The organism is Rhodanobacter sp. UC4437_H4 (assembly GCF_052978425.1).
This window is the reverse complement of the sequence record NZ_CM129673.1, coordinates 3,619,543-3,639,690: the sequence shown is the minus strand read 5'-3', so window position 1 is coordinate 3,639,690 and position 20,148 is coordinate 3,619,543. Positions and strand designations below refer to the sequence as shown.

Below are 20,148 nucleotides of genomic sequence, written 5' to 3'. Positions count from 1 at the left end.
ACTCACTACTCACTCCTCGCCCTCAGCCTTGCGCGAAGTGCTTCGCCACCACCTCGGCCACCACCATGCTGACCTTCTTGCCGGTGGGGATGTGCAGGAACTCGTTCGGGCCGTGCGCGTTGGAATGCGGACCGAGCACGCCGGTGATCAGGAACTGCGCCTTGGGGAATTTCTCGCCCAGCATGCCCATGAACGGGATGCTGCCGCCTTCGCCCATGTAGGTGGCCGGCGCGCCGAAGTAGTGCTGCGAGGCATCGCTGACCGCCTGCTCCAGCCACGGCGACAGTGCGGGCGCGTTCCAGCCCGAGCCGTCCTTTTCCAGGGTGAACGTGACCTTGGCGCCGTACGGCGGGTCCTTCTCCAGCAACTGCTTGACGAACTCGCCGGCCTTGGCGCCGTTGAGCGTGGGCGGCACGCGCAGGCTCAGCTTCACCGCGGTGAACGGGCGCAGCACGTTGCCGGCGCTTTCCAGCGGCGGAATGCCGCCGATGCCGGTCACCGCCAGCTGCGGGCGCCAGGTGCGGTTGAGCACCAGCTCGGCAAGGTTCTTGGTGACCGGCTGCATGCCCTCGGCCCACGGGAACTTGCTGTAGATGTCCTCGCCCAGCACCTCGGCCGACAGTTTGGCCTGGTCGATGCGCTGCTGCGGAATGTCGACGTACAGCTCCTTCGGCTTGATCGTGCCGGTGGCCGGGTCCTCCAGCCGCGACAGCAGCTCGCGCAGGATGCGGAAGCTCGACGGCACCACGCCGGACGCATCGCCCGAATGCACGCCCTCTTCCAGCACCTGCACGGTGAGGTTGCCGCCGGTCATGCCGCGCAGGGACGTGGTCAGCCACAGCTGGTCGTAGTTGCCGCAGCCCGAATCCAGGCACACCACCAGCGACGGGCTGCCGATGCGCTCGGCGAGGTGATCGACGTAAAACGGCAGGTCGTAGCTTCCCGATTCCTCGCAGGCCTCGATCATCACCACGCAGCGCGCATGCGGGATGCCCTGCTCGTGCAGCGCCAGCAGCGCGGCCAGCGAGCCGAAAATCGCATAGCCGTCGTCGGCGCCGCCACGGCCGTACAGCTTGTCGCCCTTGAGCACCGGCGTCCACGGACCGAGACCATCAGCCCAGCCTGTCATCTCCGGCTGCTTGTCCAGGTGGCCGTACAGCATGACGGTGTCGTCGCCCTGGCCGGGAACTTCGATGTAGATGAGCGGCGTGCGCCCTTCCAGCCGCACCACTTCCAGCGAGGCACCCGGCAACTGGCTGAGCTTGGAGCGCGCCCAGGTTTCCATCAGCTTCACGGCCGCATCCATGTAGCCGTGCGCCACCCAGTCCTTGTCGAACATCGGCGACTTGTTGGGAATGCGGATGTATTCGACCAGTTGCGGCACGATCTCCGCATCCCACAAATCGCTGACGAAACGGGACAGGCGGCTGGTATCCATGGGCAACTCCAACGTGGCGAACAATCGCTCATTGTAGCAGCGCACCCGCAGCGGCACCGACGTCGCGGGCGGCCGTCGCCCACACGAGCGGGGGCGCAAGCCGCACGTCGGGGCAACCCGGGGTCCGGCTGCGCGGCCATGCGGTGGCGCGCATGGTGAGGGCGCGGCGTCGACCGCCGCGATCCACCCGCCAACCCGCCATTTCACGGAGGAAAGACCATGTTCCACAAGCTCGCCGCCATCACCCTCGCGCTGGGCCTCGCCGCCCCGGGGCTGCTGTTCGCCGCCACGCCGGTCAACATCAACAAGGCCGATGCCAAGGTCATCGCCAAATCGCTCGACGGGATCGGCGCGACCCGCGCCGAGGCCATCGTGGCCTGGCGCGAGGCGCACGGCCCGTTCAAGAAGGCCGACGACCTGAAACATGTCAAGGGCATCGGCAAGGCCACGATCGAGCGCAACCGCAGCGCGATCCTGTTCGCCGACGACGGCGCCGCCGGCAGCGACACCGCCGCCGTACCCAAGCCGCGACGCGGCAAGGCGGCCGCCAGCGAGTAATCCCGGCGGCGACGGGCGCAAGCGGTGCGCGCCCTGCACCGCTTGCGCTACACTCGCGCGCCGCATCCGCCGCCGCGCCGACATGATCCTCCCGCGTTACCACATTGCCGCCTCCGCCATCGCCGGTGCCGGCAAGGGTCTGTTCCTCGACGAGGCGGTGGCCGCGGGCCGCATCCTTACAGCACCTGACGGCATCGAACAGACCTACCGGCAGGCCGACATCGAGGCCTCCGACGCGCTGCGCAGCTTGTGGCACGCCAGCGCACGCTGGTTCGAGGACCGCTACACGCTGTCGCCGGAATGGCCCGACGAGTGCTTCATCAACCACAGCTTCACGCCGAACGGACTGTGGCACCTGGGTTTCGTGTTCGCCCTGGCGGACCTGCCCGCCGGCAGCGAAATCACCGTGGATTACCGCCACCTGCTGCCTCCCGGCCAGGCCGAGGACTTTGTCGATGCGGCCACGGGTGAGACAATAACGGGGTTGTCCTGGCAAGAGAGCCTCGTCAGCAGTACCCGCGCCCTGGCCGAACTGCTGGCTCCCGCTCGATCCGGGTCGTGATGGTTGATGGTGATGGTTGAGATTCCTACCCTTGAGACGCCGCGGTTGCGCCTGACCGCGTTGAGCGAACGACACTTCAACGACTACGCCGCGATGCTGGCCGATCCGGACAGCACCCGCTGGGTGGGCGACGGCCAACCGCTGGACCGCACCAACGCCTGGCGCTCGCTGGCGATGCTGTTGGGCCACTGGCAGTTGCGGGGTTTCGGCATGTGGGCGCTGGAGCTGAAGGAGACCGGCGAGTTCGTCGGCCGCGCCGGCCTGATGTATCCGGACGGCTGGCCGGACCTGGAGCTTGGCTGGATGCTCAAGCCGACGCATCGCCACCAGGGCTATGCCACCGAGGCGGGCAATGCGACGCTGGATTTCGCCTGGACCCAGTTGCGCGCGCCGCGCGTGATCAGCCTGGTGCGCATCGGCAACGAGGCCTCCGACCGGCTGGCCGAGCGGCTCGGCGGCGAACACATCGAGAACATCGACTTCTACGGCAGCAACAGCCACGTGTTCGCCTACTACCCGCCGCATCGCGAACGCCACCGCGCCTACGCCTGAGCGGACGTCAGTAGACGTCGCGGCGATAACGCCCCTGCTCACGCAACTGCGCGACCTGTCCCGCCCCCAGCACGTCGCACAACGCCGCATCGACGCCGGGGGCCAGCCCGTCGAGGCTGCCGCAGACGTAGATCGCCGCCCCCTCGTCGACCCAGCGCCGCAGCTCGTCGCCGGCTTCGCGCAGACGCTGCTGCACATGGATGCGCTCGCCCTGGTCGCGCGACCAGGCAAAATCGGCGCGCTCGATGGCGCCTTCGCCGATCCAGCGCTCGATGTCTTCCCGGTGGAGGAAGTCGTGCGCACGATGACGCTCGCCGAACAGCAGCCAGTTGCGCGTCCGGCCGACGGCGATGCGCTGCTTGAGCAGGGCGCGCAAGGCGGCCAGGCCCGTGCCATTGCCGATCAGCACCAACGGGCGCGCATCGCGAGGCGCATGGAAGTTGACGTTGCTGCGCACGCGCAGCGCGATCTCCGCGCCGATCGGCGCGTGCTCGGTAAGCCAGCCCGAGCCCAACCCGGGATAGCCGCCACGCGCACGCATCCGGCGCACGATCAACTGCAGCGTGCCGTCCCGCGGCAGCGAGGCGATCGAGTACGCGCGATGCGGCAGCTGTTGCAATATCGCGGCGACGCCTTCCTCGTCCAGGCCGTCGACCTCGCCCGGCTCGGGCAGGCGACAGCGCGCCAGCAAGGTCGCCAATGGCAGCCGCTCCCGGTGCCCGAACGGCACCACGACGCGGCCATCCAGCCCCCGCGCCGCCAGCCATGCCGCCACCGCTTCGGCGGCATGGCAAGGACCGATCTCGGCCAGGTCGCCGGCCTGCCAATCGGCACGACCTTCCAGCGGCTTCATCGCCAGATGGAAGCAGGGTTCACCCACGCTGCCCGGATTGAGCAGGCGGCGCTCGACCAGTTGCCAGCGCTGGTATTTCGGCGCCTGCCAGTCCGGCAGATCAGGCGCGCCGCCGAGCATGGCCAGGTGATGCTGCCAGTGGCGCAGGCTGGCGTCGTCCTCGCTGTCCACCTCCACCGGATCGAACAGCGCCTGCGCGCCGCTGGCCTGCAGCCAGCGCTGGAGCTGGCGGCCGAAGCCGCAGAAGTCCTCGTAGTCGCTGTCGCCCAGGGCCAGCAGGCCGTAATGCAGGCCGGCCAGTGACGCCGGCTGTTGCATCAGCTTTCGGCTGAACCTCTGTGCCATGTCCGGTGGCTCGCCATCGCCGGTGGTGCTGACCACGAACAGCACGCGGCCGGCCTGGCGCAGGTCGTCCAGCGCCAGATCGCCGATGCCGATCATGCGAGTGGGCAGACCGGCCAGTTGCAGGCTCTGCGCGGTCTGCCGCGCCAGTTGTTCGGCGAAACCGGTCTGGCTGGCGTACACCACGCGCAACATCGCGTCAGCGGGCCGAGCCTCGATGCTGCGGATGTCGCCCGCATCGCGCGTGGCGGGCGACTCTGAGGCCGCCATGTCCGTCACGGCGACCGGCCGGCGTGGCGCGGCATGGCGCCGAAAGCGCAACAGGCCGAACAGATCCAGCGCCGAAATGATCCAGTGCCACGGGTACAACTGGCGCGTGCAGAAGGTACCGCGCTGCAGTTGTGCGTTACCGACAGAAGAGGTGGGTTGATTCATGGCGATCCGTGTTCCGCGCGCCAGCCCTTCCCGCGGCAACTTGCGTGGGCGCGAAAGACGGAACCGGCGCGGTGCCGGGCAAATGATCCGGTCGCATCATTAGACAGTAAACAAGAATCAATCGCAATACGGAACGTCAGGGAACGCAGCATTCCCCATGGGCGAAATGGCTGCCCCGACCGATGAGCAATGCACCACGGACGCGGCGCCACACGCGCCAGCGCTATCGTCCGGCGTGATACAAACGGGTACCGCGCGCGCCCCTCGCAACCGCCGTGCCCGCGCCGGCAGTCAGCTCAACCCGATCTGCTTCATCGCCTTGCTCTTGATGCCTGCGAAGAAACCCTTCTTCGCATGCGTCCCCTTGTTGCTGCTCAGCCCCTCCAGCTGCAGGCGGGAACCCATGATGTTCTTGTTGGCGATCTTCAGCAGCGGGTCCATCTGCTTCTTCTTCATCAGCTCGACCTTGTCCATCCAGCCCGGCAGGCCGATGTCGGCGACGAACATGTTGGCGACCGCCGAGGTGTCGGCGCAGGTGAGCAGGTAGCAGCCGAGGATCGGGCACTCGCCGAACACCGTGAGATCCAGCGTGTTGGGCGCCGCCAACCGCTTGTTGCCGGCACGCATGTCCTTGATGTCCAGGCCCAGCGAGAACAGCTGGAGGCCCAGGCTGGCCAGCGTGTTGGCCACGCCGATCGCCGCGGTAGTGGCCGTGCCGAAGTCGGCGAACAGACCGCCGATCTTCGCTCCCGTCGCCACCGTCTGCTGGCCCAGTTTCACCGAGTGCTGGGCCAGGTCGCGCTTGATGATCGCCTGGATCGCTTCGGCCGCCGCACTCGGGTCGCCCATGCGGAAGCCATTCTTGTATTCGTCGCTCTTGTAGAGGTTGTAGCCGTCCTGCGCCACCGCCTTGCCCGCCTTGGCCAGCTTCACCGTGCTGGTGACCACGCCGAGGTAGGGCGTCACCTCCGACACCAATTCGTGCAGCACCTCGCCGCCGATCGCCTCGATCACGTCGTGGATGTTCTCCACGTCGGCGCATTCCACCATGAAGTTCTCGAACGCCTCCTTCATGCCCGGCACGCTGGCGACCTTGCTTGCCGTGCTGCCGCCCTTGGCAAGCTTGTCGACGCCCGACTTCAGCTTCTTGCCGGACGACAGCAGCGACTTGCCCGACGACAGCATGCTGGCACTGCCGAACTTGAGCTTGGTGCCCCCGAACATGTTGACGACGAGCTGGCGGCGTGCCTTGGCGAGCTCGCCCATGGCGATGAATTCGGCGCGGCTCAAAGGTGTGGAAGGCATGATCGCTGTCCCCTCAAGTAATGTCTCATGACTCGTGGCGCCCCGTGCTTCTCCGTGCCCATCGAACAGGCGGAGATGCCACCGGCATCAAAAAAAGCGTGAACCCGGCCCCGCGATTGCTTATTCAACAAGGCGAACCTGATCCCGTTACTGACCACAGAACCAAACTAGATCAACCCTCCACGATAGAGCTCCGTATTCACCGCCACGCCACCCGTAGCCCCATACCGATTCGTGATGACTAGTTGAGACCCGCTGAAGTCGTAAATGAGCTTTCCATAATTGGAGGTCTGATTTCTGTCGGGAAACAGATTCATCATCCACTGCGCGCGTACCGGTGAATATGGAATATAACGAAGCGCAAAACGCTCCACCTCGTTGGTGGGAGCGGCATTAGGATTGTTTGCAAACTTCATCATTACGTTGTTTCCAAAGTCCGCGTTGCTCATTTTCAGTCTCTGGAGCAGCTCCGCCTTTTCAATCTCAATCTGCTGCTTTTGCGGGCTGTTCTGCAACGCTGCCACCTCCTGCTTCTTGTCGACGTACAGCACTTGATCCTCGTTTTCGCATGTGTGCTTGAGGTCGCCATCGTTGGAAACCGCCCCGGTCCAAGCCACCATCCGAATGTTTCTTGCGCCACACAATTCGCGGAAGAACTTGTAAGCAAAGCTGCTGGCCAACTCGCCGGAGGGAATCATGCCTTCATGATTCAGACGGACGTTCCTACAACGCGCGCCGTAGCACATCACGAGGCTGATTCTGTATTTCTCGTCTCGTATTGGCATGAGAAGCTTGGCCAGGCGCCCGAGTTGCTTGAACGTACAGACAGAACCCCCGCTTGTGGAAAACCCTTCATCGGTGTCATCCGGCTTGCCGTGCAACACGAAAACGACCGTCCGCGACTTCTCGATATGCTTGCGGATGTCCTTGACGTCATCCTTGGATAAGGTGCCAGCCGCGTCCCTTGCAATGAGTTCCTGGCATGGATAGAAGACCATCCTTGCTCGCCCTTTTGTAACCTCTCGCTTGGCATAGACCTGCGCCGTGCCCGCGGCAGCCGCACCTGCACCAAACTTGGAAGGATCTCGCCCCCCTTTCACCTTGCCAGTCGTCACTTGCGGACTGCTGTCTTCGAAATTGAGAATCGTGTAGTAATTCATGATGGCTGAATCCCTCTAAACATTGGCTGCCTTCCGCAAGTCGAGAGGTGGGGCGCAGGTCGGTCCCATGCAGATGTTCGATCAGTGCGAGCGAGATGAGTTCTGGCCAGTCGGGCACTTTTACCCAAACCCGTAAGAGAACTCCCCATCCGTCACACCGACCTGCACTTTCGCCACTTCCTCGCCCGCAATCATCCTGGTGAGAAACGCCCGCGAGATATCCGGCAACATGGAGTTGGTCAAGATCGCATCGATCATGCGGCCGCCCGACTCGGTCTCGGTGCAGCGCTCGACCACCAGCTTCACCACGTCCTCGCTGTACTCGAACGGGATCTTGTAGCGGGCCTCGACGCGCTTCTTGATGCGGTTGATCTGCAGCTTGACGATCTTGCCCAGCATCTCCGGGCTCAGCGGGTAGTACGGGATCGTCACCAGGCGGCCCAGCAGCGCTGGCGGGAAGATCTTCAGCAGCGGCTCGCGCAGTGCCTTGGCCATGCCCTCGTGATCGGGCATCAGCTCCGGGTCCTTGCACAGGCCGGCGATCATGTCGGTGCCGGCATTGGTGGTGAGCAGGATCAGGGTGTTCTTGAAGTCGATCTGGCGGCCCTCGCCGTCTTCCATCACGCCCTTGTCGAACACCTGGAAGAAGATTTCATGGACGTCCGGATGGGCCTTTTCCACCTCGTCCAGCAACACTACCGAATACGGCTTTCGACGCACCGCTTCGGTAAGCACGCCACCCTCGCCATAACCGACATAGCCCGGAGGCGCGCCCTTGAGCGTGGAGACGGTGTGCGCCTCCTGGAACTCGCTCATGTTGATGGTGATGATGTTCTGCTCGCCGCCGTACAGCGCCTCGGCCAGCGCGAGCGCGGTTTCGGTCTTGCCCACGCCGGAGGTGCCGGCGAGCATGAACACGCCGATCGGCTTGTTCGGGTCGACCAGGCCGGCACGCGAGGTCTGGATGCGCTTGGCGATCATCTCCATCGCGTGGTCCTGGCCGATGACGCGCTGGCCCATCAGCTTGGCCAGGTTCATCACGGTCTCGACTTCGCTCTTGACCATGCGACCGACTGGGATGCCGGTCCAGTCCGAGACCACCGAACCCACCGCCTGCTGGTCGACCGAGGCCAGGATCAGCGGATGCTCGCCCTGCAGTTCGGCCAGTTGGCCCTGCAACTCCTGCAGTTCCTTCAATGCAGCAGCGCGATCGTCGCCCGCAAGGGCGGCCTCTCCCGCCGATGCCTCCTTTGCTTCGGCAACCTGGTTGGCCGACTCTTCCAGCGCACTGCCGGTGCCTTCTACCGGCGCCGAAGAACCGCGCAACTTCGAGCGGATGTCGAGGATCTTCTCGACCAGATCCTTCTCCTTGATCCAGTTCGCCTCCAGCGTTTCCAGTCGTGCCTTCTGCGTGGCCAGCTTCTCGTTGGCGGCTTCTTCGCGGGCGGTGACGTTGACGCCGACGTTCTTCTCGCGGGCGATGATGCCCAGCTCGGTCTCCAGCGCCTGGATGCGCTTGCGGGTGTCGTCCACCTCGGCCGGCACGGCGTGCTGGCTGATCGCCACGCGGGCGCAGGCGGTATCGAGCAGGCTGACCGACTTGTCCGGCAACTGGCGCGCGGGAATGTAGCGGTGCGACAACTTCACTGCCGCCTCCAGCGCCTCGTCGAGGATCTGCACCTTGTGGTGCTTCTCCATCACGCTGGCGACGCCGCGCATCATCAGGATCGCCTTCTCCTCGCTGGGTTCGTCGATCTGCACGGTCTGGAAGCGGCGGGTCAGCGCGGGGTCTTTCTCGATGTGCTTCTTGTACTCCGCCCAGGTGGTGGCGCCGATCGTGCGCAGGTTGCCGCGCGCCAGTGCGGGCTTGAGCAGGTTCGCCGCGTCGCCGGTGCCGGCCGCGCCGCCGGCGCCGACCAGGGTGTGCGCCTCGTCGATGAACAGGATGATCGGCTTGGTGGACGACTGCACCTCCTCGATCACCTGCTTCAGGCGGTTCTCGAACTCGCCCTTCATGCTGGCGCCGGCCTGCAGCAGGCCGACGTCGAGCACGCGCAGTTGCACGTCCTTCAGCGGCGGCGGCACGTCGCCGATGGCGATGCGCATGGCAAAGCCCTCGATCACCGCGGTCTTGCCCACGCCGGCTTCGCCGACCAGCATCGGGTTGTTCTGGCGACGGCGCATGAGGATGTCGACCAGCTGGCGGATCTCGTCGTCGCGACCGACGATCGGGTCCATCTTGCCGTCGCGCGCCTGCGCGGTGAGGTCGATGGTGAACTGCGCCAGCGCTTCCTGCTTGCCCATCTGTGCCGGCGACATCGCGCCGCTTGCCTCGCCCGGCGCGCTGCCACCGCCCATGCGGAAACCGTCGTTCGCATGCTGCCCGTCCTCGGGCGAGCCGCCGACCACCTCGGCGAACTTCTCCACCAATGCCTCGGGCTTGATCTTGTCGAACTCGGCCGAGATGTTGACCAGCGCATTGCGCAGGTTGCGCGTGCGCAGGCAGCCGACGATCAGGTAACCGGTGCGCACCTGCGCCTCGCCGAACATCAGCGTGGCGAACACCCAGCCGCGCTCGACCGCTTCCTCGACGTTGCTGGACAGATCGGAGATGGACGAGGAGCCGCGCGGCAGCCGGTCCAGCGCATCGGTGATGTCGCGCGCCAGGTTCGACGGGTTGAGGTTGAACTGCTTGACGATGCGGTGCAGGTCCGAATCCTGCAACTGCAGGATCTGGTGGATCCAGTGCACCAGTTCCACGTACGGATTGCCGCGCAGCTTGCAGAACACCGTCGCGCTTTCGATGCACCGGAAAGCGAGCTTGTTGAGTTTCCCGAACAGCGCGCCGCGACTGATCTCGGCCATGTCATTGATCCTCTGAGTTGATTGCCAATCCCATCATGTCTGTTGCCACGTCGACCCGGCCGCCAGCGGCTATCCCACCGGTTGCAGCACGACCTCGTCGACGTCGTCGTCGTGCCGGGGCGAGCCCATCCACGTCGTCAGGCCCATCCGTCCTTCGCGCCCCAGGCGCGTCACCGGGACATCGGCCTTCTTCAGTACCAACTGCACATCCCAGGCTTTTTCCTCGCCGACGTAGGTTTTCACCGCGGCCACCAGTTGCCGCAGCGCTTCGCCGCCGGGCAGGAAGTTGTTGAACTGGGCGCGGGTGAGCGGCCCCAGGCGCAGGCGGAAACGCTGCTGGCTGCCGCGCACGTATTCGCCGGTGACCGTGGTCAGGCCCAGTGCTGCAACCTCGCGCGAGGCGCCCAGGCGCAGCTGCGAGGCGGACGGCAGGCGCATCCATTCGGCGATGAACTCGACGACGCCCACCGGCACGCGGAAGAAGCGCTCCAGCATGCCCTGCAGGCCTTCGGCATTGCGCGCCTGCTGCAGCAGGCGTGCGGCGAAGAACCGCTTGAACTGGTCCGGCAAGGCGTCGCGATCGCCCAGATCCGGCGTGGCCAGGCCGACCAGCGCGCCCATGTACAGCTGGAAACGATCCTCCTCGGGGCGATCCAGCTGCACCGTGGGCTGGGCGTCGGCCCAGCTGCGGTAGAACAGGCTCATCATGCGATGGTGGAAGATGTCGGCGAACGCGCGGAAGGTGGAATCCCGCGCGTTGATCTCGCGGTCCATCGCGTATTCGGTCAGGTGCAGCGGCAACGGCCCGTTCGGGCCGAACAGGCCGAAGAACAGGCCACGCATGCGCGCCGGGCGGCCGCCGCCACCGGGCTGGTAGCTGTCCACGGTGCGTGGCGCAAAGGCCAGCGAAGGGGTCTGGCCCAGGCGCACGAAATCGTCGCTGACCTTGGTCGACTGGCCCAGCCGCGGACGCTCCGGGAATGCGCACTCCAACCGCCGGAGCGCTTCGAAGAACTCGAAGGACTCGGGATGGTCGCGCAGCGCGTTCTCCAGCGCTACAGCGTCTGCCGTGTTCCCAGCCGGGCGGGCCATCGGGCGACCTCGTTGCGTTCCAGCGTGCGCAGAACGGTTTCAGTGAAGGAGTTGATCGATACGTAACGGGTAAAGAACTGCTGCATCACCGCGCCCAGCAGGAACGCTCCGGTGCCCTCGAAGGCGCCGTCGTCACAGGTCAGGGTGATCTCCAGGCCGCGGCCGAAGGTGATCGGCCCGGGCAACGGGATGCGTCGCACGATGGATTGCGAACTCACCGCCTTGAGCCCCTCGATCTGGCGCAGTGCGCTGGAGTCGAACTCGTCGCAGTACAGGGTCAGCATCTCGCGCAGTGCCGCGGCGCCTTCGCCCGCGTTGTTTTCCAGCAGCGACACGTAGTTGAGCTGCAGGTGGCTGAGCAGGCGCCACGCGGTCTCGCCGGTGGCGACCGAGGCACGCGGCTTGGTCGGACCGGCGACGCAGCGGATCGATTCCACCGGCGCGCCCGTCTCCAGGGTGAAGTCGGTGTGCGACTTGCCGACCGGCATCTGCAGCGGCAGGTCGCGGTTGGTGCACATCAGCTGCATGCCGATCTGGCGCAGCTCGGTGGAGTACGGCGCCTCGCTGGAGTCGACCAGCGAGATGAACATCTCGTTGCCGATGTAGCTGGAGCGCGCACCCTGGCGCTTCTGCCGGGAGGACAACAGCCGCGGCTCGCGGCGGATCGTGTAGTAGGCCGAGTGCCGCGCGTGCCAGGTGCGCTCGTCGCAGCCGTAGAACGGCAGGAAGCGCTGCTCCGGCTCCTGCCGGTCGCCGAACCCCTCGACGTTGCCGATGCTGTGGATTTCGAAATCCATCGGCCGGGTGCGATCGGCGAGGATGTGGTATTCGCTGGTGCCCTGCGTCAGGTGGATGCGATCGGCACGCCGCGGGAACAGGTTGATCGCCGGCGTGCAGAACAGCCGGAAGTTGCTGACGTCGACGGCGTTGTGCAGGCTGGCCACGCTGCGGTCGAACAACACCACGATCTCGAACTCGTTGCCCTTGGCCCGCGCCAGCAGCGACCGCAGGCCGGTGAACTCGGCGAACAGGAAGCGCTCGGGGCAGGCGAAATACTCCTGCAGCAGCCGGTAGCCGCTGAACGAGCGCCCGGAGTAAGGGATCAGCGCCTCGTCGTCGTCGTAGCCGCGACGCTCGATGTGGCTGGCGTCGTGGTTCTCGTTGATCGCCCCCGACGCGCCCTGCGCGCGGACCTGGTAGCCGACCGCATTGCCGAGCAATTGCTCGTACAGGCGTTTGGGCAGTTCATCGGCGCCGGCAAGGAATATCGGCAGCCGGTCCAGCGCCAGCATGTTGGCCTGGGCACCGGCGGTGACGCGGAACTTCAGGCGCAGGCCGGCGCGTACGGTCTTGCCGGCCGGCAGCACCACCCCGGCGGCGGCGATCGCGGCGGGGGTCTCGAAATACTTCGCCTCGGCCAGCTCCAGCGGCCACAGGGTAACCTCGTGGGCGGTGCGGTATTCGCAGGCGGTGCGGTCGTCCTTGCCGATCATGCTGCGCAATGCCGTGTGCCGGGCCACCTTGTGGCCGGCCAGCAGGCCGCTTTCCTTGAGGTCCGGGTGCATCTGCACCACGGCCATCGAGGGCACCGGCGCCAGGTAATGCGGATAGATCATCTCCAGCAGGTGCTGGGTGAACACCGGATACTGCGCGTCGAGTTTGAGCTGCACGCGCGCGGCCATGAAGGCAAAGCCTTCCAGCAGGCGTTCCACGTAGGGGTCGGCGCACTCGAAGCCTTCCAGGCCGAGGCGGCCGGCGATCTTCGGATACTCGCGGGCAAACTCGCCGCCCATTTCGCGTACGTGTTGCAGTTCCCGGTTGTAGTAGCGCAGCAGTCTCGGGTCCATGGGCGATCAGCCGAAGCCCTCCGACACCTTGAAGTTGCCGGTCTCCAGGTCGACTTCGGTCTTCAGGTACAGGTTCAACGGAATCGGTTGCGCCCACATTTCCGATTCGATGTTGAAAATCAGCGCCTGGCGATCCATGCGCTTGGTCAACGCGTTGACGTTGACGCGCAGGGTGTTGGCGGTCAGCCGCGGCTCGTAGGCCACGATGGCATCGCGTACACGGCGCTGCAGCGCTTCGGCGTTGATTCCCGACAGCGCCGCACCGGTAAGGTCGGGGATGCCGAAGTTGAGCACCGAGCGGGAAACCTCGGGATATTCCTCGAGCTCGACATTCGCCTCCAGGCTCACGCAATTCAGCAGCCAGGAGATATCGCGGGTGACGCATTCGCGCAGTCGGGACACCGAGATCACGCGCTTCTCGCGGCTTTCCTCCAGCTTGCCCGGCTCGTCGTCGGTCAGGCGATCGAGCAGCGAAGGCTGAAGTCGTTCCTGGGTGGTGAGCTCAGCCATGGAAAGTCGGCACTCCGGCTCAGGCGACGTCGAAGGTGATCAGTCGCGCGTCGAGCAGCGGATAGTCGGCCACGTCGGTGGCCAGCATGCGCTGTCCCAGACCGATCTGGTCGCTGCCCTGCTCCACCCAGTCGGTCTTGCGCCCGAGCACGATGTCCTGGTCCTCGGACCGTTCGCTGCCGGCGTAACGCCCCGGAATGAAGCCGATGGCCTGGCCGCCATTGCTCCATGTCACCTGGGTGGGCACCCAGATCTTGTCGCGCAGGTCACTGGGGGCCTCGAATTTCAGCTCGCGCAGGCGCGAGAACGGTACCCAGGAGTAGCCGCCGTTGACGATGATCTCCAGGCACGGCCCGATGCGGGGGTCGGCATCGGCGATCCACTCGAACGCGGCGCCGTCGATGTTGCCCGCCACCGCGGGAGCCTGTTCCAGTGCCTGCTCGCGCAGCGTCGCGGCCTGCTCGTGCCTGCCTTCGGCGCCGAGCTTGAGCGATTGCAGCAGCCACGCCAGCCAGGGTTCCGGCTCGCCGATGATCACCGGCATGCGTTTGCCGGCGAAGACGTCGGCGCGCACCAGTTCGCCCTTCAGCGCCTCCGAATAGGCACCGACCATCATGGCGTTGAGCGGGTCGAGTTCGCCGCAGACGCTGAGCTGGTTCTGTGCCCGCTCCCATTGTCCGAGCAGCGCCAGCAACTGGAATAAAAAAACCCGGCGCTTGGCATCTGCCGGGTTGTTGCGTACTTCCGCCGTGAGCAGTTGCAACGCTTCGTCCGGCCGGCCTTCTTTGAGCTTGCTTTCGGGTGTCATGTCGTCTCTCGATGCCGGCGCCCCGTCGGCAGCGGGGCCGCGGGTGCGGGAAGGTCGCCGTCACCCCGACCGGACGATCCCGGGTGCAGGCGGACAAACGCCGCTGGTCGCACCCGGAAGTCCGGGGTGCGACAAGCCGTTGCATTCGTCCCCTGCACCTGGACCGCCGGACAGCAGGTTCCGGCGAAGCCTGGTCAGGCGCCAGCTCAGCTCGCCGCGACTTCCTCGACGCTGTACCCGACCGTGCCGGCCGAAGCCACCACGCCCTTGTCGTTCTGGGCGAAGTACTCGACGTCGAACTTGGCGAAGCTGATCGAGATGTTCTCCGTCAGCATGTCCTCACCGCCCGAGCCGCCGGTGGAATAGCTGGTCACCATCGCGCTGGTCAGCTTGATGGTGAAGTAGTCCTCCTGCTTGCCGCCGGCCTTGGACACGAACAAGGTCGCGGTGCCGATGTGCGCGCCGGTGACCAGCGCCTTGATGAAGGACGTGGTGCTCTTGTCGAGGTACTTGGTGAAGCTGATGTCCTGCACGTTGGCCTTGCCCGCGCCGCCGCCGGTGCCATGGCCGAAGGAACCGCTCTGCGACATCCCCCAGGACCAGGCCAGCAGCTGGATCTGGTCCTTGTGCTTGGTGTGCTTGGATTCGCCGGTGAAGGTGACGTCGCCGCCCTCCAGCTTCAGGTGCATGTCTAGTGCCATGAGAATTCTCCTTGTCTGTTGAAATCAGGTGAACCGGACAGTTCTCGCTCGGAGGAAGCTGCTCGGCGATTGACTGGTACTGCCAGTTGAAACCGTGGAACGAACCTGCGAGAAACTTCCGGGTCAGCTCTTGGCCGCCGAAGGAAGACGGGACACCAGCCTCAGGGAAACGGTCAGGCCCTCCAACTGATAATGCGGCTTGAGGAAAAACTTCGACGTGTAATACCCAGGTGCTCCTTCCACCTCTTCCACCACCACCTCCGCGGCCGACAAGGGTTTGCGGGCCTTGGTCTCTTCGCTGGAGTTGGCCGGGTCGCCGTCGACGTACTGGTTGATCCAGGACGCCAGCCAGCGCTCCATCGCCGTACGATCCTTGAAGGAGCCGATCTTGTCGCGCACGATGCACTTCAGGTAATGCGCGAAGCGGCAGCAGGCGAACATGTACGGCAAGCGCGCGCCCAGTGCCGCGTTGGCGGTGGCGTCCGGATCGTCGTACTCCTCCGGCTTGCTCAGCGACTGGGCACTGATGAACGCGGCCATGTCCGAGTTCTTGCGATGCACCAGCGGCATCATGCCCATCTTGTCCAGCTCGGCCGAGCGGCGATCGGTGATCGCGATCTCGGTCGGGCACTTCATGTCCACGCCGCCGTCGTCGGTCGGGAAGGTGTGTGCGGGCAGGCCTTCCACCGCGCCGCCGGACTCGATGCCGCGGATGCGCGAGCACCAGCCATATTCCTTGAACGAGCGGTTGATATTCACCGCCATCGCGTAAGCCGCGTTCTGCCAGGTGTACTTGGACGAGTCCGCGCCGGCAGTGTCCTCCTCGAAGTTGAACTCCTCCACCGGATCGGTGTTGGCGCCATACGGCAGGCGGGCCAGGGTGCGCGGCATGGTCAGGCCGATGTACTTGGCATCGTCCGACTCGCGCAGCGAGCGCCACGCGGCATAGTCCGGCGTGGAGAACACCTTGGCCAGGTCGCGCGGGTTGGCAAGCTCGTTCCAGCTGTCCATGCCCATCAGGGTGGAAGCCGCGGCCGAGATGAACGGCGCGTGTGCGGCAGCCGCAACCTGCGCGATGCCGGCAAGCAGCTCGACGTCGGGCGGGCTGTGGTCGAAGTAGTAGTCGCCGACCAGGCAGCCATAGGGCTCGCCGCCCAGTTGGCCGTACTCTTCCTCATACAGCTTCTTGAAGATCGGGCTCTGGTCCCAGGCCGTGCCCTTGTAGCGTTTCAGGGTCTTGCCCAGCTCCTTCTTGGAGATGTTCATCACGCGGATCTTCAGCAGCTGATCCGTCTCCGTGTTGTTGACCAGGTGATGCAGGCCGCGCCACGCGCTTTCCAGCTTCTGGAAATCGGGGTGGTGCATGATCAGGTTGATCTGCTCGCTGAGCTTGCGGTCGATCTCGGCGATGTAGGCGTTGATGGTCTGGGCGACGTCGTCGGAAACGATGTCGGCCTTGTTCAGCACCTGCTCGGCCAGGGTGCGCACGGCCGATTCGACCTCTTCCTTGGCGCGGTCGCTCTTGGGTTTGAACTCCTTGCTCAGCAACGCAGCGAAGTCGCCGGCGTCGAGAGTCTGTACGGCGCCTTCCTGTTCGGCTAGCTTTTCGGTGGCCATGCGTGCTTACTCCCCGTCTTTGTTGGTGTCGTCGGCGGGCTTGGGCGCCGAAACCAGCGACTGCAGCAGCGCCGGGTCCTTGAGTGCCTGGGCAATCAGGTTTTCAGCGCCTGCCTTGCCGTCCATGTAGGTATCCAGGTTGGCAAGCTGCGTGCGCGCCTCGAGCAGTTTCGCCACGGCGCCCACCTTGCGGGCGACCGCCGCCGGCGAGAAGTCGTCCATGCTCTCGAAGGTGATGTCCACCGCCAGGCTGCCTTCGCCGGTGAGCGTGTTCGGCACCGCGAAGGTCACCCGCGGCTTCATCGAATTCAGGCGGCTGTCGAAATTGTCGACGTCGATCTCCAGCGCCTTGCGATCCTCGATCGGCGGCAGCTCGCCCGCATTGGCACCGGACAGGTCCGACATCACGCCCATCACGAAGGGTACCTGCACCTTCTTCTGTGCGCCGTAGACCTCGACGTCGTACTCGATCTGCACGCGGGGCGCACGATTGCGCGCGATGAATTTCTGACTACTTTGCTTGGCCATGCGACTCTCCCGGTGGGCATGCTTGGGTTTTCGAGATGCAGCATTCATCCGCCCCGGCGCGGCCGGGACCAGCCCGGCGGCAACGGAACGAAAAGTCATTGAAGGCAGGTGCGCAGACGCGGCGGCGACCTTGCACGGTCGTGACCGAGACATCGTGCGCGCGGCATTGGCGATCGGCAGAAAGATCGGGCGACACGGCAACGCGCCCGCGCGAACCGCGTCGACGTACGGGAGCAAGGCACGATTCCGATGGCGACTGTGCACGCAAGTCCATACGTCCCCTTCGTTCCCCCCGGCGGTTCGGCAGTGGCGGCATGACATGCGCCGCGACGCATGCAACGTCTCGGCACACCATCCGACTTTACTGAAGCACCACATCCCGCCGTCGCACGTCGAAACCGATGACCACCCCACCTCGGCGTTGGACTTGGCGTAGCTGCGTGCCCGATCTCCTCGTCGCCTCACGGCGCGCCCGGACCCGAAGATCGCTGGCAGCCGGAGTACGATCGACCGTCCGGGCAATCTACATCCGTGAAGAGATTGCTGCAAGCTGAATCGACGGAATTCCGCCGATCCGCGAGGGAGCGGCGAGAGGGCATCGAATCGCGCGGCCGGCGAGGGCACGCGCAGCGGACGCGAACGTGTTCGGCGAACGAATCAGATGGCCGCGCGGCCAGCGACGAGCGCGCCGTCGTCCCACGAAAAAGGGGAACCCTGGCCGGATTCCCCTCTCGGTTCCACTCGATCGGTGGATCATGGAATTGGTGGGCGGTACAAGGATCGAACTTGTGACCCCTACCATGTCAAGGTAGTGCTCTACCGCTGAGCTAACCGCCCGTCGCCACGGCCAGGCCGTGCGAGCCGCGCAGTATACGGGAGCCGGCGGCGCCCGACAATATCCCGCCGCCCGGCTCAGCGCAGGGCCTGCTCGCGCAACTGGTGGATCTGGTCGCGCAGCCGGGCGGCGTCCTCGAACTCCAGGTTCTGGGCGTGCTTGTACATCTGCGCCTCCAGCTTCTTCAGCAGGGCAGCCGCCTGCGCCGCGCCGAGACCGGCGTAATCGGCGCCCTGCTCGGCCACCGCGCGGTCGCGGGTGCGCGTCTTGCCGCCACGCCGGTTGCCGACCTCGCTGCGCGCGCCCTCCATGATGTCGGCGATGCGCCGCACCACGGTTTTCGGGGTGATGCCGTGCACCTCGTTGAAGACGATCTGCTTCTCGCGGCGGCGGGCGGTCTCGTCCATCGCCGCCTGCATCGAGCGGGTGACGTTGTCGGCGTACAGGATCGCCTTGCCGCGCACGTTGCGGGCAGCGCGGCCGATGGTCTGGATCAGCGAGCCGGTGGAACGCAGGAAGCCCTCCTTGTCCGCGTCGAGGATCGCCACCAGTGATACCTCGGGCATGTCCAGGCCCTCGCGCAGCAGGTTGATGCCGACCAGCACGTCGAACTCGCCCAGGCGCAGGTCGCGGATGATCTCGCTGCGCTCCACCGTCTCGATGTCCGAGTGCAGGTAACGCACCTTCACGTCGTGCTCGGACAGGTACTCGGTGAGGTTCTCGGCCATGCGCTTGGTCAGCGTGGTGACCAGTACGCGGTCGCCCATCGCCACGCGCTTGTGCACCTCGCTGAGCAGGTCGTCGACCTGGGTGCGCACCGGGCGCACCTCGACTTCCGGATCGACCAGGCCGGTCGGGCGCACCACCAGCTCGGTCACCGCATCGCCGGATTTGTGCAGTTCGTAATCGCGCGGCGTGGCGGAGACGTAGATCGCCCGCGGCACGCGCTCCTCCCATTCCTCGAAACGCAGCGGCCGGTTGTCCATCGCCGAGGGCAGGCGGAAACCGAACTCCACCAGGGTCTCCTTGCGTGAGCGGTCGCCCTTGTACATCGCGCCCAGCTGCGGCACGGTGACGTGCGACTCGTCCACCACCAGCAGGCCGTCGGCCGGCAGGTAGTCGAACAGGGTCGGCGGCGGCTCGCCCGGCGCGCGGCGGGTCAGGTGGCGCGAGTAGTTCTCGATGCCCTGGCAGTAGCCGACCTCGGCCATCATCTCCAGGTCGAAGCGGGTGCGCTGCTCCAGTCGCTGCGCCTCGACCAGCTTGTTCTCCCTGTACAGATATTCCAGCCGGTCCTTCAGTTCGACCTTGATCGTCTCGATCGCGTTGAGCACGCTCTCGCGCGTGCTGGCGTAGTGCGTGCGCGGGTAGACGGTATAGCGCTGCACCTTGCGGATCGTCTCGCCGGTGAGCGGATCGAACAGCGCCATCTTCTCCACTTCGCCATCGAACAGCTCGATGCGCAGCGCCTCGGTCTCCGACTCGGCCGGGAACACGTCGACGATCTCGCCGCGCACGCGATAGGTGCCGCGGCGCAGCTCCGTTTCGTTGCGGGTGTACTGCAGCTCGGTCAGCTGGTGGATCAGCTTGCGCTGGTCGATGCGTTCGCCGGTGGCCAGGATCAGGCGCAGTGACAGGTAGTCCTCCGGATTGCCCAGGCCGTAGATCGCCGAGACGGTGGCCACGATGATCGAATCGCGGCGCGACAGCAGCGCCTTGGTCGCCGACAGCCGCATCTGCTCGATGTGCTCGTTGATCGAGGCGTCCTTCTCGATGAAGGTGTCCGACGCCACCACATAGGCTTCCGGCTGGTAGTAGTCGTAATAGCTGACGAAGTACTCCACCGCGTTGTGCGGGAAAAACTCGCGGAACTCGCCGTACAGCTGCGCGGCCAGCGTCTTGTTCGGCGCCATCACGATGGTCGGGCGCTGGATGCGCTCGATGACGTTCGCGATGGTGTAGGTCTTGCCCGAGCCGGTCACGCCGAGCAGGGTCTGCGCGGCCAGGCCGGCCTCGAAACCCTCGGCCAGGCGCTGGATCGCCTGCGGCTGGTCGCCGGCGGGCTGGTAGGGGGCGGCGAGTTGGAAGCGGTCGGTCATCAGCTGCAGATGTGGGCGGGACGGCACATTTTAAATCCGGC

16 protein-coding genes and 1 tRNA gene are annotated in these 20,148 nt (G+C 65.5%); 3 read left to right on the top strand and 14 right to left on the bottom strand.

All coding sequences use genetic code 11. The features are described 5' to 3' along the window. Positions 1 to 22: 22 nt before the first annotated feature. Positions 23 to 1,438, bottom strand: a complete 1,416-nt coding sequence (locus tag ACVCL3_RS16475; RefSeq protein WP_447098414.1) for a M20 family metallopeptidase — start codon at positions 1,436 to 1,438, stop codon at positions 23 to 25. A gap of 219 nt (positions 1,439 to 1,657) precedes the next feature. Between ACVCL3_RS16475 and ACVCL3_RS16470 the strand changes: the two genes are divergently transcribed. The 3 genes from ACVCL3_RS16470 to ACVCL3_RS16460 all read left to right on the top strand — a co-directional run bounded on the left by ACVCL3_RS16470 (position 1,658) and on the right by ACVCL3_RS16460 (position 3,110). Then, positions 1,658 to 1,996: a ComEA family DNA-binding protein gene (locus tag ACVCL3_RS16470; protein ID WP_447098413.1), complete on the top strand. Its 339-nt coding sequence runs from the start codon at positions 1,658 to 1,660 to the stop codon at positions 1,994 to 1,996. 82 nt (positions 1,997 to 2,078) lie between these two features. Continuing rightward, the gene (locus ACVCL3_RS16465; RefSeq protein WP_447098412.1) at positions 2,079 to 2,558 is read left to right on the top strand and encodes an SET domain-containing protein-lysine N-methyltransferase; all 480 of its coding nucleotides are present in this window, start codon (positions 2,079 to 2,081) and stop codon (positions 2,556 to 2,558) included. A gap of 12 nt (positions 2,559 to 2,570) precedes the next feature. Then, on the top strand, positions 2,571 to 3,110 hold the full coding sequence (locus ACVCL3_RS16460; RefSeq protein WP_447098411.1) for a GNAT family N-acetyltransferase: 540 nt from the start codon (positions 2,571 to 2,573) through the stop codon (positions 3,108 to 3,110). A 7-nt stretch (positions 3,111 to 3,117) separates the two neighbouring features. On the opposite strand, the gene ACVCL3_RS16455 is transcribed toward ACVCL3_RS16460, so the two are convergent. The 13 genes from ACVCL3_RS16455 to uvrB all read right to left on the bottom strand — a co-directional run bounded on the left by ACVCL3_RS16455 (position 3,118) and on the right by uvrB (position 20,107). Beyond that, positions 3,118 to 4,740: a sulfite reductase subunit alpha gene (locus ACVCL3_RS16455; protein WP_447099988.1), complete on the bottom strand. Its 1,623-nt coding sequence runs from the start codon at positions 4,738 to 4,740 to the stop codon at positions 3,118 to 3,120. A 291-nt stretch (positions 4,741 to 5,031) separates the two neighbouring features. Next, a complete protein-coding gene (locus ACVCL3_RS16450; RefSeq protein WP_395119621.1) occupies positions 5,032 to 6,045 on the bottom strand; it encodes a hypothetical protein in 1,014 nt (337 codons plus the stop codon). Positions 6,046 to 6,212: 167 nt separating this feature from the next. Continuing rightward, positions 6,213 to 7,205, bottom strand: coding sequence for a hypothetical protein (locus ACVCL3_RS16445; RefSeq protein WP_447099987.1), 993 nt, complete (start codon positions 7,203 to 7,205; stop codon positions 6,213 to 6,215). Between the two features lie 120 nt (positions 7,206 to 7,325). After that, positions 7,326 to 10,070: a type VI secretion system ATPase TssH gene (gene tssH / locus ACVCL3_RS16440; protein WP_447099986.1), complete on the bottom strand. Its 2,745-nt coding sequence runs from the start codon at positions 10,068 to 10,070 to the stop codon at positions 7,326 to 7,328. Between the two features lie 69 nt (positions 10,071 to 10,139). Continuing rightward, complete coding sequence (tssG, locus tag ACVCL3_RS16435) at positions 10,140 to 11,162, bottom strand: type VI secretion system baseplate subunit TssG (RefSeq protein ID WP_324899059.1); 1,023 nt, start codon at positions 11,160 to 11,162, stop codon at positions 10,140 to 10,142. After that, on the bottom strand, positions 11,126 to 13,009 hold the full coding sequence (gene tssF / locus ACVCL3_RS16430) for a type VI secretion system baseplate subunit TssF (protein ID WP_395119624.1): 1,884 nt from the start codon (positions 13,007 to 13,009) through the stop codon (positions 11,126 to 11,128). Before tssF ends, tssG begins: the two co-directional genes overlap by 37 nt. A 6-nt stretch (positions 13,010 to 13,015) precedes the next feature. After that, complete coding sequence (gene tssE, locus ACVCL3_RS16425) at positions 13,016 to 13,519, bottom strand: type VI secretion system baseplate subunit TssE (RefSeq protein WP_324899055.1); 504 nt, start codon at positions 13,517 to 13,519, stop codon at positions 13,016 to 13,018. A 19-nt stretch (positions 13,520 to 13,538) separates the two neighbouring features. Continuing rightward, positions 13,539 to 14,327 carry a type VI secretion system accessory protein TagJ gene (locus tag ACVCL3_RS16420; RefSeq protein ID WP_324899053.1) on the bottom strand — a complete coding sequence of 263 codons (789 nt, stop codon included), beginning with the start codon at positions 14,325 to 14,327 and terminating at the stop codon, positions 13,539 to 13,541. A 206-nt stretch (positions 14,328 to 14,533) separates the two neighbouring features. Next, entirely contained in the window at positions 14,534 to 15,028 is a 495-nt protein-coding gene (locus ACVCL3_RS16415) for an Hcp family type VI secretion system effector (protein WP_324899050.1), read from the bottom strand. Positions 15,029 to 15,151: 123 nt separating this feature from the next. Then, on the bottom strand, positions 15,152 to 16,645 hold the full coding sequence (tssC, locus tag ACVCL3_RS16410; RefSeq protein ID WP_447099985.1) for a type VI secretion system contractile sheath large subunit: 1,494 nt from the start codon (positions 16,643 to 16,645) through the stop codon (positions 15,152 to 15,154). Between the two features lie 6 nt (positions 16,646 to 16,651). Next, positions 16,652 to 17,173, bottom strand: a complete 522-nt coding sequence (tssB, locus tag ACVCL3_RS16405; RefSeq protein WP_324899045.1) for a type VI secretion system contractile sheath small subunit — start codon at positions 17,171 to 17,173, stop codon at positions 16,652 to 16,654. 762 nt (positions 17,174 to 17,935) lie between these two features. After that, positions 17,936 to 18,010: transfer RNA gene (locus ACVCL3_RS16400), tRNA-Val, on the bottom strand. A 75-nt stretch (positions 18,011 to 18,085) separates the two neighbouring features. Then, on the bottom strand, positions 18,086 to 20,107 hold the full coding sequence (uvrB, locus tag ACVCL3_RS16395; RefSeq protein WP_395119688.1) for an excinuclease ABC subunit UvrB: 2,022 nt from the start codon (positions 20,105 to 20,107) through the stop codon (positions 18,086 to 18,088). Positions 20,108 to 20,148: the final 41 nt, after the last annotated feature.

Bases quoted from the DNA above. Each gene is read 5' to 3' on its own strand.
- ACVCL3_RS16475 (WP_447098414.1), bottom strand. From the start codon at position 1,438: ATGGATACCAGCCGCCTGTCCCGTTTCGTCAGCGATTTGTGGGATGCG.
- ACVCL3_RS16470 (WP_447098413.1), top strand. From the start codon at position 1,658: ATGTTCCACAAGCTCGCCGCCATCACCCTCGCGCTGGGCCTCGCCGCC.
- ACVCL3_RS16465 (WP_447098412.1), top strand. From the start codon at position 2,079: ATGATCCTCCCGCGTTACCACATTGCCGCCTCCGCCATCGCCGGTGCC.
- ACVCL3_RS16460 (WP_447098411.1), top strand. From the start codon at position 2,571: ATGGTTGAGATTCCTACCCTTGAGACGCCGCGGTTGCGCCTGACCGCG.
- ACVCL3_RS16455 (WP_447099988.1), bottom strand. From the start codon at position 4,740: ATGAATCAACCCACCTCTTCTGTCGGTAACGCACAACTGCAGCGCGGT.
- ACVCL3_RS16450 (WP_395119621.1), bottom strand. From the start codon at position 6,045: ATGCCTTCCACACCTTTGAGCCGCGCCGAATTCATCGCCATGGGCGAG.
- ACVCL3_RS16445 (WP_447099987.1), bottom strand. From the start codon at position 7,205: ATGAATTACTACACGATTCTCAATTTCGAAGACAGCAGTCCGCAAGTG.
- tssH (WP_447099986.1), bottom strand. From the start codon at position 10,070: ATGGCCGAGATCAGTCGCGGCGCGCTGTTCGGGAAACTCAACAAGCTC.
- tssG (WP_324899059.1), bottom strand. From the start codon at position 11,162: ATGGCCCGCCCGGCTGGGAACACGGCAGACGCTGTAGCGCTGGAGAAC.
- tssF (WP_395119624.1), bottom strand. From the start codon at position 13,009: ATGGACCCGAGACTGCTGCGCTACTACAACCGGGAACTGCAACACGTA.
- tssE (WP_324899055.1), bottom strand. From the start codon at position 13,519: ATGGCTGAGCTCACCACCCAGGAACGACTTCAGCCTTCGCTGCTCGAT.
- ACVCL3_RS16420 (WP_324899053.1), bottom strand. From the start codon at position 14,327: ATGACACCCGAAAGCAAGCTCAAAGAAGGCCGGCCGGACGAAGCGTTG.
- ACVCL3_RS16415 (WP_324899050.1), bottom strand. From the start codon at position 15,028: ATGGCACTAGACATGCACCTGAAGCTGGAGGGCGGCGACGTCACCTTC.
- tssC (WP_447099985.1), bottom strand. From the start codon at position 16,645: ATGGCCACCGAAAAGCTAGCCGAACAGGAAGGCGCCGTACAGACTCTC.
- tssB (WP_324899045.1), bottom strand. From the start codon at position 17,173: ATGGCCAAGCAAAGTAGTCAGAAATTCATCGCGCGCAATCGTGCGCCC.
- uvrB (WP_395119688.1), bottom strand. From the start codon at position 20,107: ATGACCGACCGCTTCCAACTCGCCGCCCCCTACCAGCCCGCCGGCGAC.